14 protein-coding genes are annotated in these 15,349 nt (G+C 45.0%); 4 read left to right on the plus strand and 10 right to left on the minus strand.

Features of this window, described 5'->3' with window-relative positions:
• Positions 1-160: 160 nt before the first annotated feature.
• The 3 genes from H6G03_RS34280 to H6G03_RS34290 all read left to right on the plus strand — a co-directional run bounded on the left by H6G03_RS34280 (position 161) and on the right by H6G03_RS34290 (position 3,040).
• Entirely contained in the window at positions 161-952 is a 792-nt protein-coding gene (locus tag H6G03_RS34280) for an RNA ligase family protein (protein WP_190474917.1), read from the plus strand.
• Positions 949-2,100, plus strand: a complete 1,152-nt coding sequence (locus H6G03_RS34285; protein WP_190474890.1) for an AAA family ATPase — start codon at positions 949-951, stop codon at positions 2,098-2,100. The genes H6G03_RS34280 and H6G03_RS34285 overlap by 4 nt, the downstream gene beginning before the upstream one ends.
• Positions 2,101-2,230: 130 nt before the next feature.
• Positions 2,231-3,040, plus strand: coding sequence for a DUF4351 domain-containing protein (locus H6G03_RS34290; RefSeq protein ID WP_190474892.1), 810 nt, complete (start codon positions 2,231-2,233; stop codon positions 3,038-3,040).
• 295 nt (positions 3,041-3,335) lie between these two features.
• On the opposite strand, the gene H6G03_RS34295 is transcribed toward H6G03_RS34290, so the two are convergent.
• The 3 genes from H6G03_RS34295 to H6G03_RS34305 form a co-directional block, all read right to left on the minus strand.
• Entirely contained in the window at positions 3,336-6,284 is a 2,949-nt protein-coding gene (locus H6G03_RS34295; RefSeq protein WP_190474893.1) for a two-partner secretion domain-containing protein, read from the minus strand.
• Between the two features lie 28 nt (positions 6,285-6,312).
• Positions 6,313-6,789: a GUN4 domain-containing protein gene (locus H6G03_RS34300; protein ID WP_190474896.1), complete on the minus strand. Its 477-nt coding sequence runs from the start codon at positions 6,787-6,789 to the stop codon at positions 6,313-6,315.
• Between the two features lie 98 nt (positions 6,790-6,887).
• Positions 6,888-9,878 (minus strand): poly(A) polymerase, encoded by a 2,991-nt coding sequence (locus H6G03_RS34305; protein ID WP_199315623.1) that lies wholly within the window; start codon positions 9,876-9,878, stop codon positions 6,888-6,890.
• Between the two features lie 253 nt (positions 9,879-10,131).
• Between H6G03_RS34305 and H6G03_RS34310 the strand changes: the two genes are divergently transcribed.
• A complete protein-coding gene (locus H6G03_RS34310) occupies positions 10,132-11,541 on the plus strand; it encodes an aromatic ring-hydroxylating dioxygenase subunit alpha (protein WP_190474900.1) in 1,410 nt (469 codons plus the stop codon).
• Positions 11,542-11,705: 164 nt separating this feature from the next.
• Here H6G03_RS34310 and nifT read toward each other — a convergent pair whose 3' ends face one another.
• The 7 genes from nifT to cysE all read right to left on the minus strand — a co-directional run bounded on the left by nifT (position 11,706) and on the right by cysE (position 15,251).
• Positions 11,706-11,909 carry a putative nitrogen fixation protein NifT gene (nifT, locus tag H6G03_RS34315; protein ID WP_190474902.1) on the minus strand — a complete coding sequence of 68 codons (204 nt, stop codon included), beginning with the start codon at positions 11,907-11,909 and terminating at the stop codon, positions 11,706-11,708.
• A 5-nt stretch (positions 11,910-11,914) separates the two neighbouring features.
• Positions 11,915-12,172, minus strand: coding sequence for a nitrogen fixation protein NifZ (locus H6G03_RS34320; RefSeq protein WP_190474904.1), 258 nt, complete (start codon positions 12,170-12,172; stop codon positions 11,915-11,917).
• A complete protein-coding gene (gene nifV, locus H6G03_RS34325; RefSeq protein WP_190474906.1) occupies positions 12,172-13,293 on the minus strand; it encodes a homocitrate synthase in 1,122 nt (373 codons plus the stop codon). Before nifV ends, H6G03_RS34320 begins: the two co-directional genes overlap by 1 nt.
• Positions 13,294-13,469: 176 nt before the next feature.
• Positions 13,470-13,607, minus strand: a complete 138-nt coding sequence (locus H6G03_RS34330; protein WP_190474909.1) for a hypothetical protein — start codon at positions 13,605-13,607, stop codon at positions 13,470-13,472.
• Positions 13,608-13,690: 83 nt separating this feature from the next.
• Positions 13,691-14,218, minus strand: a complete 528-nt coding sequence (dpsA, locus tag H6G03_RS34335; protein ID WP_190474911.1) for a DNA starvation/stress protection protein DpsA — start codon at positions 14,216-14,218, stop codon at positions 13,691-13,693.
• Positions 14,219-14,305: 87 nt separating this feature from the next.
• The gene (locus H6G03_RS34340) at positions 14,306-14,551 is read right to left on the minus strand and encodes an Asr1405/Asl0597 family protein (protein WP_190474913.1); all 246 of its coding nucleotides are present in this window, start codon (positions 14,549-14,551) and stop codon (positions 14,306-14,308) included.
• Positions 14,552-14,555: 4 nt separating this feature from the next.
• Complete coding sequence (cysE, locus tag H6G03_RS34345) at positions 14,556-15,251, minus strand: serine O-acetyltransferase (protein WP_190474915.1); 696 nt, start codon at positions 15,249-15,251, stop codon at positions 14,556-14,558.
• Positions 15,252-15,349 lie beyond the last annotated feature (98 nt).

Below are 15,349 nucleotides of genomic sequence, written 5' to 3' on the forward strand. Positions count from 1 at the left end.
GGGAGAAAATGTTTGTAGATGAAGTTTTGCGTATAGATTACAAAAGAATATAATTAATTTTTGTATTATTATGTAGTATAAGGTTGAGGGAGATCGGCTATTGTTTTGATAATAAGGGTAAATAAGATATTTAATTATAGCATAAAAAGGTAGTTTTATGATGGAAAAGCAGATTCACAAATACCCGCGCACTCACCACATAGAAGGTTCGCGATCGCAACCGGGAGATGAGGATTTAGATAGCGTACCTTTTAGCGCGATCGCTAACAAATATGTCGTCATTGAAGAAAAAGTCGATGGCGCAAATGCTGCCATTAGTTTTACTTCCGACGGTCAAATGCGATTGCAAAGTCGAGGGCATTATCTCACAGGAGGAGAACGAGAAAAACATTTTAATTTATTCAAGCAATGGGCTTACAGTCACGCGGCAGCTTTTTGGGAAGTACTGGGCGATCGCTATATTTTATATGGCGAATGGCTATATGCCAAACACACAGTTTTTTACGATTACTTACCCCACTATTTTCTAGAGTATGATGTGCTAGATATCGAACAAAACCAATTTCTCAGCACTCAGAGTCGAAAGCAACTACTTTCAGGACTGCCGCTAGTTTCAGTACCAGTTTTATTTGCGGGTAAAATCCAGTCTTACAAGCAAATGACCGGATTGCTGCACAACTCCCATTTTATTCAACCAGGACACTTAGAAAGACTGCGGTTATGCTGTCAGGAAAAAGGATTGGATGTGGAGCGATCGCTCAACCAAACCGATGCCAGTACTCTCATGGAGGGATTATACATCAAAGTAGAAGAAGACACAATAGTTACTGACCGTTATAAATACGTGCGTGCCAGCTTTTTAACCACGATATTGCAATCAGAGGGTCATTGGTTAAATCGTCCCATTATCCCAAATCAACTCCGTCCCGACATAGACTTATTTGCATTATGAATTCCTCCCAACTTTTATCGCCATCTTGGACATTTCCCCACTGTCCCGCATCGCCAAACTGGTCGATCGATTGGTCAGCACTTCAGGCAGAATTTGATTGGCTGCAATCTCTGCAAAACTGTCCCCAAGACCCGCGTTACCATGCAGAAGGAGATGTTCTCACCCACACGCGCTTAGTTTGCGAAGCGTTAGTTTCCTTACCGGCTTGGCGAGAATTACCAGCTACAGAACGTGCTGTTTTATTTGCAGCCGCTTTACTGCACGATATTGCCAAACCGACTGCTACTATTATAGAAGAAGATGGCAGCATCACATCAAAAGGGCACGTTCGCCAAGGCGCAAAGATGGCGCGACAAATCCTCTGGCAATTGCACGTACCATTTCATCAACGAGAAGCAATAGTTGCCTTAGTGCAATATGGTAGTCTGCCATTATGGTTTTGGGATAAAACCAATCCGCAACGTGCTGTAATCAAAGCCAGTCAATTAATTCGATGTGACTTGCTAGCATTATTGGCAGAAGCAGATGTAAGGGGTCGCGAATGTGAAGATCGAGAACAATTGCTAGAACGCATTCAGTTTTTCCGCGAATTTTGTCAGGAAAATGAATGTTTCGATCGACCGCGACATTTCCCCTCCCATCACAGTCGATTTGTGTATTTCCAAAAAGAAAACGGCTATCCCGATTATGCTGCTTTTGATAATACCAGATTTGAGGTAATCCTGATGTCAGGATTACCAGCTGCCGGGAAAGATTATTGGATTCGGGAAAATCTGCCAGATGCGAAAGTAATCTCTCTCGATGAATTGCGAAAAATCCTGAAAATATCCCCAAGAGACGAGCAAGGTGAGGTGATCGAGAAAGCCAAATCAATGGCGAAAGAATACCTGAGATCCCATCAATCTTTTGTTTGGAATGCTACAAATATTTCTCGGCAATTGCGTTCTGGTTTGATTAGTTTATTTTCGGCATATCAAGCACGAATTCGGATTGTTTACTTAGAAGTTCCTTGGGAAGAGTTGCTGCGACGCAATAGCGATCGCAATTGCGTCGTCCCCGAAGCTGTAATATGGAAAATGTCGCAGCGATTGGAAGTGCCAGACATCACGGAAGCTCATATAGTAGATTGGCTTGTCGATGCGGGATAGCGCTCAGATGGTAGCGAAGACAGCGCACCTAATAGAGTAAGTAGTTCGTAGGGTTTGTCAGAACTGATAAAATTAGGGTACTCTCCAAAAATTTTGGTTTTGACGAGCCTACGTATAAAATTTCAACGGTATGAGTTACGATAACGCTTGTAAGTATTTAGCAGAACGTTTTCCGGCTGATTTTACCCGGTGGCTTTTAGGAACGGAAACCGCTAGAATTAGAGTATTGAAAACAGAACTAGATCTAGAACCAATTCGGGCAGATTCGGTTAGCTTTTTGCGAGTTGGCGATCGAATTTTGCATTTAGAATTTGAAACCGATCCCTATTCCAAACCGCCGATTCCTTTCCGAATGTTAGATTATTCAGTCAGGTTAAAGCGGAAATACGATCGGGATGTAGAACAATTTGTCATCTTTTTGCAGCAAAGTTCTAACGAAATAGTTTTCACCACCGAATATAGGGATAGAACCACAGTCCACCAGTATAACGTAATTCGTTTGTGGGAACAAGACCCTGCCATATTTTTAGATAATCCTGGTTTGTTACCTTTGGCGGTATTGACGAAGAGTGATTCGCCCCGAACTTTGTTGGAACGAGTTGCCGAAAGACTTGATAGAATAGAAAACACACAACGACGACAAGGAGTCGCTGCTTGTACTGGAATTTTAGCTGGTTTACGCCTTGAAGCAAATTTAATCCGTTCCATTTTGAGGGTTGATATTATGCGACAATCTGCTTTTTATCAAGATATTATCCAAGAAGGAAGACAAGACGAAGCACTGTTATTTGTTACCCGCCTATTACAGCGCAAATTTGGGGAAATTGATGTTGTAATTCAAGAAAAAATCCGCAGTTTATCTGTCGAAGAATTAGAAAATTTGGGAGAAGATTTATTAGAGTTTTCCGCAGTCGCAGATTTAGAGGCGTGGTTGGGATAACTGCAACTCTAATCCCACATCTCATTCCAATGGCGGTAAAGTAAGTCAGGTTATCATAAGCAGCGACAAAAGCTCAGAGTTGCTGCTTATAGCAAAAGTCAAAAGTCACCCGATGCCAGGATTTTGGATTTTGGATTTTGGATTTTCTCCGCCTTATATCCCGCCACTGATTCGGAGTACCGAATTCAGTGGGGGACGAGGGCGCGAATTAGTTAAGCTTTTCAACCAAAGAAACCTGGTTTCTCACCCTCGACTTCAATAGTGGACTGGCGCTCTAGCTCCCAATTGCCAATTTTCAATTCTGAGATGTCTGACAATTAGGATGAGCTAATGCGGTACTGTGCGGTGTAACATTAGCAGTATTAGCGGTGAGGACAACCTTACCATCAGGATCGGATCTCCAACCAGTAGCTTCGACAATTCCATTAGTAAGTGAAGGTTCTTTTTTCCCCCACTGTCCCACTCCGCCACTCCCCTGTCCTGGTGTCAATCTTAGATCGATCCAACTCGCTTGAGACTCAAGTGCTTGCAGGGGACTGGGTGGCAAACCACCTCTACCGATAACAGTGAATTGACTTCTGGGCGAATTCCCACGGCGACAAGAAGAAGTAACTAACGCCGTCGCATCGATGAGATTTCCTGGCAATTCTATCAAACCAGCACTGGGGTTAACATCGGGGGTGTTGACTGTGACGGTACCGCTTAAGGAAGAATCTGCACCAGTGGCGGTGATGTCGCTAGTAGAGAGCAATGCGGGATCTAAAAGGTTGGTATCGTTAGTGTTGAGTAAGGTTTGCAATTCTTCGGTAGTGCGCGACTGTGCGCCAAAAATGCCTTGAGCGTTGATGGTAACCGTACCGCCTCTATCATCTAGAGAATTGGCGCTGATATCGCTATTTTCTAAAGCGACGAGGGTATCTGTGTCGATCGCAATATTGCCGCCGATGATATTATTTCCCTGTGCGTTGGTAGTAATCCTGCTATTTTGGCGCAATATTAAAGAGGAAGATTGCAGTTCGATACTAGCTTGATTTTGTGTAGTAATATCGCCGCCGACAGTTTCCGTGCTGATTTCTGCCCGATTTTCCATATAAATGGAATCAGCAGCGACTGTGATATTGCCAGCCGTACCGTTCCCCAAACTCGTACTATTTAATGACGCACCATTGGTGATGGAAAGGTAACCTGTAACAATATCGATGCTACCGCCATTACCCACGGCACTATTTTCTGCTGTGCTGACTACCGTAGTAGGCGAGCTGTCGCTGGCCTTACCATCCAAGGATACGCGATCGCTCGCGACGATCGTCACATTGCCGGCGTTACCTTTTGCAAAGGTGGTCACGCCCAGTGTAGCGCCTCCCCTCACGCTCAAAGAGTTGGTGGTGATGTTGATATTACCGCCTTCACCCACAGCATTCTCTTCTACTGTACTCAAAGCTCCACCGGGGGAGCCAATGCTACCGGTACCATCAAAGGAGACACTATCGCTGGCGATAATATTTATATTTCCGGCTTTACCCTGTGCAAACGTGCTGGCACCCAATATAGCGCCGCCGGTAACACTGACAGACTTGGCGGTGATGTTGATGTTACCTCCAGCACCGACAGCGTTTGTTTCCTTTGTACCCACGGTGCTGGCGACTCCACCGGGCCCACCGTTGCTATTGACGCCATCAAAGGAGACGGTATCGCTGGCAATAATAGTGATGTCTCCTGCTTTACCTTGTCCTAAAGTACTGGCATTCAGTACTGCACCCCCGGTAAGCTGCAAGGAATTGGTAGTAATGTTGATGCTACCCCCATCACCGAAGCCATTCTCTTCTACGCTGCTGGTGGCTTGGCTGGACGCGCCTTCGCTATTTTGACCGTCAAAGGAGACAGTATCGCTAGCGACTATAGTTATCTTTCCGGCGTTACCTTTTCCAAATGTGCTGACATTCAGGAGAGCGCCTTCGGTAATGTGCAAGGATTTGGTGGTGATGTTGATGTCACCTGCATTACCTACAGCCTCGTCTTTGACTGTGCTGGCGGCTTGGCTGGATGCTCCGTTGTTGCCAGTACCGTTAAAGGTGATGCGATCGCTCGCTATAATTGTGATGTTTCCTCCATTACCTTGTCCGAATGTGGTGCTACTCAGGAGGGAACCTTCGGTAACGGTCAGCGATTCAGTATTAATGTTGATGTTGCCGCTATTGCCAATGGCATCGGGATTGAGGTTGTTTTCTATTGTACTCGAAGCAATTGTCAAAGCTGCGATCGCATTTAGAGAGATGTCTCCTGCGATTGTTTCTGTTGTCCCCAAGCCTTTACCTATGCCAGCAGTCAGGAGACTGTTTCCGGAAATATCTATATTTCTGCCACTGATGGTAATGCTACCACCTCGATCGCCGATCGCGTTGATACCGCTTTTATTGATAATTGACACATTTGCTAATGGGACAGGCGAGACGCCTATCCCACTATCCCCACTATCGGGAAATTGTAAAGATGTTTGATTAAATGTCTCTACATCAGTATTTACTCCTACTGTTCCTTCTCCTGCCAATCCACCCAACTCAACACGACCGCCGGCACTCTGCAAAATGCCGCCATCAATAATTACATTGCCGCCGACTAATGCTAAAGTATTGCCGTCTCGAACTTCTAGGGGATTTAAGCTGCGATCGAAACTTTCTTTTGTGCCAGTAGTACCGAATTCCTGACCTTTTCCTTGCACGCGAATTTCGCCTGGATTCGCGCCATATTGCAAGCCAACGGGTACGTTGACGCTCAGCAATGGCGTTTGGGTATTTGTGGTGCTAAACTCTATGCGATCGGCAAATTTAATAGTGTTTGCCGTTGAAGCAAAAAACGAGCCACCGATATTCAATTGTGCGTTAGGGCCAAAAATAATTCCATTTGGATTGAGTAAAAATAAGTTGGCGACGCCGTTAGCGCGAATTAACCCATCAATATTAGATATCGAGTTACCCGTTACCCTGGTAAATATATTCTGAATATCCAGTTTATTGTTGAAAAGTACTTCTGTACCGGTGGGTACGGAAAATTCCCTAAAACTGTGAAATAAGTTGCTACCTGCTGCGGTTCCTCCTTCTATGAGGTTGGTATTACCCTGTGGAGTAACTGTGGAATTTACCGGCAGCGTTGCATCGGGGACGATTTGGCCGATTGCGTGTTGCGCCAACGGACACATCCAGAAACTGAATAATGCAGGCCAAAACAGGAAAGAGCATTTTTTCATAGCCGTCTATTTTTTTTAAGTAACGTCTTTATTCGATTTGACAATTACTCGCACGTTCCAGGAGTAATCGCCAGCCAGCGGAAGCAAAACGCGCCAGCCAATACATCCAAAAAGAAGTCGGAACTAGCCAAGTAATCGGTAAATGTCCGACAGGTACATCATCAGTGAAAGTTATTTCATTGTAGCCGATCCATTTTTCGCCATTTCGCCAACCTACTCGTTCGGCTAGTTGATGGTAATCTTTGTTAACTTCATTGTAAATTTTATTGATTATGCTGAATCCAAAACGTCCTTGGCTGTAATGAATCCAAAGGCGATCGATCTTACGCAATTCTGCACAAGGAAATTTTTTCATATCATCTTGAGTCAGCAAGCAATCTTTGCGTTTATCTGCACCAGCAATTGATAACATCAGTGTTCTGGTTTCTAAATCTGCTTCTTTCCATTTTTTATTAGCGAGTAAGTCGCGTAGTTTTGTATAGTCAGGATTAAGATTTGATATCATGTTTGGTGGAGTAATATGAGGATATTTTTTTACCGCAGATGTGTGCAGATGAACGCAGATGAACGCAGATGAAGAGTTGGAATTTGGGTTTTTTTATTTTAATTGAGGTGTTGGGTTAAGGTGGCTCGATCGCACACGACAGTTTCCCATTTTATATCGCGATTTGATATGTTTTGGTAATTAAATCGATTGACAAAGTTTTTGGCGATTTCCTCAATTTCGACAAGTTGGGATGTTTCGGAAATTTCCAGACCTAGTACTGCACTATTGGTGTTATTTTTGATGATAATTTCCGGCCAAGGTCTGACCGATATGTTGAGTTGTTTTTCTAAATCTATGACTAATCCGATGATATGTCCTAACAGCCAGCCTGAGTAAATTTCTCTATCATTTTCATTTGCAGTTGTTGCTGTCAGTACTAAAAATTGTGGCGTTTGCGTATGTAAATCGATTATCTCAAATATGCTTTCCCAACTGATTTTACCAGCTAATGCTTGTTCGGCTAATTTAGCGGCGCGATCGAATTCGCTTTGCAATATTTTGGCGGTGGAACGGGAAACATTTCGCGCACTATTTTGGCATGGTTCAATTGCTGTGATAATTGGTAACCAATCTCTTGGCAAAACGCGATAATTTCTGCCTGCTTCGCTTAGCGATATTGGCTGAATCCAATCGTGTTGAGATAAATTTTGGAAAAAATGCACCAGCAAATTTTCTGTTTCTGGAAATGTCATATCCTGGGGATAATTCTGACAACTCCAAGCGGCTAACAACGCCCAAGTAAAGTTACCCAAAAACCCCCAAGCGTTGCCGTGAATTTGCCGCGATCTGGCCCATCCTCGCACCGCACGCAATAGTTTTTGGAACGACTCGAAGGGTAGGCGCTGACTGACGTTTTGGACGATCGCATCTGCTTCTAAACAACCTAATACTGCTTTCCAACTCACCGGATCGAATTTTTCCGGTAACGCTTCTTGTAATTTTTTTAGTTTTGCGATATCATGGGTTGTGCGAGCGACAAGCAGATCCAGACCGACCCCTTCTATCTGCATCCTCAACACTGGCACGATCGCATCTTCTACTAATATTGCTTTTTCGCACAAATCTTGCAATTTCTGTTGCACGCTTTCCAAAAATGCCGACGCGGATAAATCGGCGGGAATTAAACACATCGCATCGATATCGCTATGCAAAGTCTGCACTCCCAAACGTGCTGAACCCAATAAATGTAACGATGGCGGAAAACCCAAACACTCTTGACAAGCTTGTTCTAATACTGATAAAATACTTTCCCGATGCTTTTGTTGTTCTGGTGAAAGTTCTGGTGCCAACTTGTTCGCAATTTGCATTAAGTTACTGACAAGCTTACTGGCAACACATTCAACTTTTGCTGTTCCCAACTCCACCAAGTAACGCACCTGGAAAGGTTCGTCACCTTGGCGCGAGATTAAAGCGATCGACTCCACAGGAAAAGTGAGGGGATGCCACTCAGGCAACTGGGATATCGCTGCTGGTGCTGTGCGAAACTGACCGACACTTAAATGCGGTGTAAATCCGGCAGATGATTTGGTGCTTTGCTCGTTGCACTGAGGAAATATTTGTTGTAAAATTGATTGTAATTCATGCAGTGCCGATCGCGGTTCGGCAACGGGACGCAACCAAGCAGTACAGCTAGAATGATGTGTAAAAGTAGCGAAATTTTCTAGGGTAATTGCAAAAGGTTTTATCTCTCTTAATGCTTGAGCGATCGCATTTGCGGCTGACTCAAAATATTCTGCAGGTAAAAAACCGTACAGCAGGTTAATATGAGGCATCCAACGATCGAATCTGCGATCGAAACGGCGGCGGATTGTTTGAATTGGCGGCCAAATTTCCGCAGGTGGAATTAGTACCACTGCACTTTGATAAACTGGAGGTATTGTTTGCAAAGATAAATCGATCGACGATCGCAATACCGCTTTGATGCCAAAATGATCTGAGGGATAGAGAGTTGATTCAGTATCGGGAATTGCTTCGTTCGCAAACAGTTCGATCGACTGCGGTATCCAACGCTTATCCTCATCCCGCCACAGAATGCGATCTAATCGCGCCACTTCTCCCGTTAAACTCATCAATGCTGCAAGCGGATTTTGTTGCGGGTCGAAAGTGTAACCGGCTGATTCTGGATGCAATTCCTGCCAAACATCAATATAGTTATTTTCCGTGAATATTTCTGCCAATTCATCATTTCGGATATTAAAATCTCCGATAATTGCACAATCACCCGGTTGCGTTTTTAGATATTCCAGTAATATACTGATTTGATGGGTACGTTTTTCGATCGCATTGCGTGCGCGATCGCTTGTCAAATGCACCGCCGCTACCTGCAATTGCTCATCGTTTACCAGCCAAGTTCCCACCAGCACTCGCTTGTGCTGTGAATACTCATGTTCGACTAAGGTAAATGGCAACTTCGATAAAATTAGAATACCATGAGATGGAAGCGTCGAGCCAGAGGGCGATTCCGAAATAAAGTAATCCCGTACCCAATCTTGCGTTAACAGAAATTCCAGCAGTGGTAGCGTTACTTCTTGGAGAGCGATAATATCTGCATCGCAAGAACGCAGATGTGCGGCGATAACGGGAATACGCTTTGCTGTTTGAATAATCTCCGATTCGTAAGTATCGCAAAGAACATTCAAACTCACTATTTTTAAAGTATTTGATTTGGTTGATATAGTGCGATCGACTGGTTGCCAGCTTGGCGATATATACTCGTAAACAGGTCGCGCCTTAAATGTCGATATTGTAGATTTAGTAGTATCCGAGTTATTTATTTGCACTTGTGCTGGCGTTACCCATGCCGTTGGCGGTAACTCATCTGTAGAGACGAGATCGAGATGACGATCGCGATCCCAGACGATCGTATCTTGGCAGCGAAAGTAGCGGATACGATGCCAGGGAATATCTCCATCTGCTTGCCATTCTATCAGCGGTTTTTCCCAAATCCTCTCCTCCCACCTGCGATCGCGATAGCCGATCGTAAAAGCGTTGGCGTTCAACCGCCCATCCCATACAATCCGATGGTATACTTCGCGACTGGTTGCCATTTTTTGCTTTTCTGAGTTCGGCTTCGACATATTAGCTAGGGCGTCGGGGATAGGGGAAGAAGCTAAAAAAGGCAGGCAGGATGCCTACCCCACAAGAATTTTTAGAGATGTCTATTACACCTTGGCGTTGCATACATGGCTCTTTTCTAATTCTAGAGGCTGGATAGGAGAACCACTGACAGCTGACAACTGACCAACAGAGAATTGTTAAGATCTATAAAGAAACATTTCTGTAACCAGACAAGTGTTGGGAATGCTGACGAAAGAGCCGATCGAAATAACTCAATCCAACGAGCTGCCGGCGGGTGGAACTGACCCCACTCGCTTTGACAACAAAGAAGCTTGGTATCCCGTTCACTATATTGAAGATCTAGACAAATCAAAGCTGACCAAATTTACGCTCTTGGGTCAAGACCTGGTAATTTGGTGGGACAGAGAAGCACAGAATTGGCGGGCATTTGAGGATCGGTGTCCTCATCGTCTCGTACCGCTTTCTGAGGGGAGAATTGCCGAAGATGGCTTGTTGGAATGTCCTTATCACGGTTGGGCCTTCAAAGGTGATGGCAAGTGCGATCGCATTCCGCAACAACTTCCCGGTAACACAGCTCACGAGTCGAAACGCGCCTGCGTAGCATCCCTACCCACAGCAGAACGACAAGGATTGCTTTTCGTTTATCCCGGAAAGCCGGAAAATGCCCCCAAGGTGAATATCCCCATAGTCGAACCAATGGTAGAATCGCCGGATGAGTGGATTTGCCTAAACACCTTTCGGGATTTGCCTTACGATGCCTTGACTGTCCTGGAAAACGTCCTCGACGCCAGTCACGTCCCCTTCACCCATCATCGTTCTGTGGGAAATCGCGCCAATGCCGCCCCGGTGGAACTGGAAGTGGTAGAATCCGGCAAACAGGGTTTCAAAGGTATTTGGGAAGAAGGGCCGCGCAAAGGCAAGCTGGGACGGCAAGACACCACCTTCATCGCCCCCGCCTTGATGTGGCACGACCTCACCTCCAAACAGTTTGGCAGAACGCTGACTGTTGTCTACGCTACCCCGATTCGCAAGGGAGAATGTCGCGTATTTGCGCGTTTCCCGTTTAAGTTTTCTTCCAAGTTGCCGGGATTGTTTATTAAACTAACTCCGCGCTGGTATTCCCACATCGGACAAAACAGCGTTCTGGAAGACGATCAGATTTTCTTGCATTATCAAGAACGTTATCTGGAAGCGAAGGGTGGCAGCGTTAATTATGCCAAGGCGTGTTATCTGCCAACTCGTGCAGATTCTTTCGTGTCGTCGTTGCGAAAGTGGGTGAATGAATACGAAGCTGACCCGTTTCCGGGTGAGAGTCTGTCGCCACCATTATCTACAGAAATTTTGCTCGATCGCTACCATTCCCACACAGTAAAATGTGCCAGTTGCAGTAAAGCACTTACCAATATTAAACGGATAAGATGGGGAATCGGAATTGCAGGTGCGATCGCTTGGTTAATACTTCCTATCCTCGCCCTCACTTTCAGTAATTCTGCCATTCTCCTGACAATTATGTCATCTGTTCTTACATTGCTAGCCGGATCTGCATGGCTTTGGTTGGGCAAACTAGAGCGACAATTATATCGAGGACGATCGGTACCACTCCGCAATCTGCCAGAGAAGAAAAGGGAGTAAGATGGGACTCGCCCCTCTTTACTCCCCATTGTCCATGTATGTGTAGCGATCGATGTTTATAAGACTTACCCAACTGGCGCTATGATTGGGGTGCGTCAGAGAATCTTTCCCCTCGCTTTATCGATCTATAACGAAAGTCTGACGCACCTTACAGTTGATTGATTTTAGGCGATTCTTTTTGCCTCCACAGTTTGCGGCAGTTTTAAAGGTTGTTGCAAATCAGAAATTTCTAACTCCCATCCATTAGCTAGGGTCAAAATTTTTCCCTCAGTTCCCGGTCTTTCGTCAACAACTTCCTCTTCTAAGTCTTTCTTAGCTACATAAACGATCAGATGTCCGTTAGTATGGCGGCGCAACATCACTTTCATTAGATTTACTCCACAATTTCTAATTCTTTCTTCCGACAGCCGACAATGAAACCTCTTTCCAGAAAATGCACTGCATAGATGTAGGAGGTTTGCAAATATGTACCGATGCCAACGATATAACCTACTTCGCCTTTTTTGGCTAGCGTTGCACCAATTTCTTGACCGGGAAAAGTCCCATCATTGCGAATTAACTTGCGAGTCCGCACTTTTTGGGACATTTCAAAGGCCGGGGGGCCATCCAACTCAATTTCATCCGATATCATTATGCGCTCCTCCTATCGTTTGCCAAGTTGAGTAATTCCTGAACAGTTAAACTGCGTTTTACTTGTACAGAAAAATTTCTTACCCGCTCTAAAATTGATTGGGTTTCATCTGGATTAAGCTCGATACCGTGCTGTTGGAATACATTAGAAAGTATATGCCGACCTGAATGTTTGCCGATCGCTAAATATCGCTGCCGTCCGATATCTTCCGGTGCAAACGGTTCGTAAGTGACGGGATTTTGCAGTACGCCATGAGCGTGAATACCAGCTTCGTGAACAAAGGCATTTTCGCCAACAATTGCTTTCCAAGGTGGCACAGTACCGCCAGATGCTCTTTCGACAATGCGGGAGAGTTCGTGAAAATGCCGAGTATTGATTCCCAGATCTAAATTATAGATTTGTTTGAGCGCCATTACAACTTCTTCTAAGGCGGCGTTACCCGCTCTTTCACCCAATCCGTTCACAGTGGTATTTACAGATTTGGCACCTGCTAAAACACCTGCGGTCGCATTTGCTGTTGCCATCCCTAAGTCGTTATGGGTGTGCATTTCTACAGGAATTTCTAACAAGGAAACGAGTTCGCTTACTTTCGCGTAGGTACGGAAGGGATCGAGAATACCGACCGTATCGCAGAAGCGAAACCGCGATGCACCTAATTCTTCGACATAGAGTGCGACATCGAGGAGAAAATTTTCATCTGCTCTCGAAGAATCTTCGCCACCAACTGATACATATAAACCTCGATCGAGCGCAAAATTGACGGTTTTTTCTAGCTGGGAAAGCATTCCCCGCCAGTCGCCTTGGAATTTAGCATCGATTTGAATATCCGAGACGGGAATCGAGATATGTACTCGCTTTAAGCCGCAAGCGATCGATGCTTCAATATCGCTCTTAACGGCACGGTTCCAACCAAGGAGTTGCGCTTGCAAACCTAAGTCCAGAATCCGAGCGATCGCTTTTTGTTCTTCCCGTCCCATTGCGGGAATACCTATTTCTAATTCTTGCACGCCTATCGTATCTAGGAAAAGTGCGATCGCGATTTTTTCTTCTGCGCTAAAAGCAACACCCGCAGCCTGTTCGCCATCTCGCAGCGTCGTATCGTTAATCTGAACTCGATTCATAATGCTCCTCTCTCTCTCTCTCGTTTTCTATTTATCCAATACTTTTTATTCCTTTACATAGAGATGGGAAGTTTTTTCGATTATTTTGGTTTTCCAATATTTTTAGTTGACAACCAAAAAAATTTCCACTTCCCATCTCTTTATCCTAGTTGCCTGCCATCACAACGCACTGTAAATTAAATACGTGTCAGTTTGTGGTAAGGCTTAGCTTTCTTCAGCGGATCTTCAAAATCGCCCATGATTTTTTTGAGCATCTGCTGATATATTAACGCCCACAGCAGTAACAAGCCTGCTGAAAAAAACATACTTACCATGAGAGGAGCCTCCTAATGTTAGCTAAAGTGGAGATTTGAGTTTTAACAAATGCAGTTCTTGGCCAGGAATTAAACAAATTAATTTATTTAATTAGGCTATCTTCTGCGAGAAAATGAGCTAGATGAAAAGCCCGATCTTCAGTTTGCAAAAGAATCTGCTCGTACAAATAGCGGGTAGCGCGATCGCCTACACTTTCCGCTTGAGTTGCTTGGCGACGAATTAAATTAACGATCGCTTGTTCCGCCAGTAGATCGTGTTCGACCATCGAACGAGCCGGAAACGTTCCATCTGGTTCTATGGTGAAACAACATAATTCTGCTAGTTTCGTAAAGCTGGCTACGGGCGTTCCTCCCAAACCATTCAAGCGTTCTCCTAGACTGTGAACGTGACCTTGAACTGCTTCGTAACTTTCTTGAAAGAACTCATGCAGCGAGTAAAATTCTGCCCCTTCTACTACAAAATGGTGTTTTTGATATTGTAGGTAAAGCGCTTGCAAACTCGCTAGTGCAATATTCAATCCTTCCGTAACGGGAACCGTTACTTCCTGTCCCAATCCAATCGGATTTTCTTGTACTTCTCCAAAAGATTGTTTGAGGTTTAGTTGTGCCATTCATTTACTCCAGAATATAAGGACGTGGCTAATGTATTAATTGACAGCTAGTAATGAGTTCTCTTAACGATTCCCAATACTCTAACTCTATACTTGCCAACAACGCTGCAACCAATCTACTAACTCAGCACGAGAAGCGATGAATTGCAACACAGTACTGCGAACGAGAACAGCTTCGATGCTATTATTAATCTCGACCCGCAAAGAACCATCTGCCGGACACCAACAGGGAATTTTCAACTCTTGCAGACGGCGATGAACTTGCCAGCGATCGCGCCGGGAAACTTGGACAAGAAGACCCGTTAAAGTGTCAGAATTAGGAGGTTTAAACATAGTGTTAGGAATTGATTGCCTGTAGGTTTTTGAGTTGTTCTTCTAATTGCTCGATCCGAGAAACTAGACTGCGGATGACAGTTGCTTCGGGGTCTGGTAACTTTCCATGTTCCAAAGGACAACCTTTACCCTGTTTAGAAACAATTCGTCCTGGAATACCGACAACTGTGCAATCGGCAGGTACATCTCGCAGTACGATCGAACCCGCACCAATGCGAACGTTATCGCCAATTTTGATATTGCCGAGTACCTTCGCGCCTGCACCGACTACGACATTGTTCCCCAGCGTGGGATGGCGCTTACCGGTTTCTTTACCAGTACCGCCAAGGGTGACGCCTTGATAAATCAGTGCGTACTCTCCGACGATCGCAGTTTCGCCAATCACCACACCCATCCCGTGATCGATGAATGTGCCTTTGCCAATAGTGGCACCTGGGTGAATTTCAATTCCCGTCAACAATCGCCCAATGTGAGAAATTAAGCGGGGAATCAAACTAACTTTGCGGATGTGCAACGAATGGGCGATGCGATGCAAGCACAAAGCGTGAAAACCCGGGTAACACAACAACACCTCTAACCAGTTACGGGCAGCGGGGTCGCGTTCAAAAATAATCCGAAAATCTGCCAGTATCGCTTGCAGTTGGCTGTTGAGACATCGTTCCCGAGCGATCGAGTCTGTTAGGGATCTACCAATGCACATAAATTGCTCCTCAAATGGGGAGGCATTGCCAGTCCGTAAAGGGGTGTAAGGCTGTAGCATTTGCGGAGAAGTGGGTGAGTGGGGGAGGGGGGAGTGGG

It is taken from the genome of Aerosakkonema funiforme FACHB-1375 (genome assembly GCF_014696265.1).
GTDB classification, from domain to species: domain Bacteria; phylum Cyanobacteriota; class Cyanobacteriia; order Cyanobacteriales; family Aerosakkonemataceae; genus Aerosakkonema; species Aerosakkonema funiforme_A.

Bases quoted from the DNA above. Each gene is read 5' to 3' on its own strand.
- dpsA (WP_190474911.1), bottom strand. From the start codon at position 14,218: ATGGCACAACTAAACCTCAAACAATCTTTTGGAGAAGTACAAGAAAAT.
- H6G03_RS34290 (WP_190474892.1), top strand. From the start codon at position 2,231: ATGAGTTACGATAACGCTTGTAAGTATTTAGCAGAACGTTTTCCGGCT.
- H6G03_RS34280 (WP_190474917.1), top strand. From the start codon at position 161: ATGGAAAAGCAGATTCACAAATACCCGCGCACTCACCACATAGAAGGT.
- nifT (WP_190474902.1), bottom strand. From the start codon at position 11,909: ATGAAAGTGATGTTGCGCCGCCATACTAACGGACATCTGATCGTTTAT.
- H6G03_RS34305 (WP_199315623.1), bottom strand. From the start codon at position 9,878: ATGGCAACCAGTCGCGAAGTATACCATCGGATTGTATGGGATGGGCGG.
- H6G03_RS34330 (WP_190474909.1), bottom strand. From the start codon at position 13,607: ATGGTAAGTATGTTTTTTTCAGCAGGCTTGTTACTGCTGTGGGCGTTA.
- H6G03_RS34340 (WP_190474913.1), bottom strand. From the start codon at position 14,551: ATGTTTAAACCTCCTAATTCTGACACTTTAACGGGTCTTCTTGTCCAA.
- H6G03_RS34300 (WP_190474896.1), bottom strand. From the start codon at position 6,789: ATGATATCAAATCTTAATCCTGACTATACAAAACTACGCGACTTACTC.
- H6G03_RS34320 (WP_190474904.1), bottom strand. From the start codon at position 12,172: ATGATATCGGATGAAATTGAGTTGGATGGCCCCCCGGCCTTTGAAATG.
- cysE (WP_190474915.1), bottom strand. From the start codon at position 15,251: ATGTGCATTGGTAGATCCCTAACAGACTCGATCGCTCGGGAACGATGT.
- nifV (WP_190474906.1), bottom strand. From the start codon at position 13,293: ATGAATCGAGTTCAGATTAACGATACGACGCTGCGAGATGGCGAACAG.
- H6G03_RS34285 (WP_190474890.1), top strand. From the start codon at position 949: ATGAATTCCTCCCAACTTTTATCGCCATCTTGGACATTTCCCCACTGT.
- H6G03_RS34310 (WP_190474900.1), top strand. From the start codon at position 10,132: ATGCTGACGAAAGAGCCGATCGAAATAACTCAATCCAACGAGCTGCCG.
- H6G03_RS34295 (WP_190474893.1), bottom strand. From the start codon at position 6,284: ATGAAAAAATGCTCTTTCCTGTTTTGGCCTGCATTATTCAGTTTCTGG.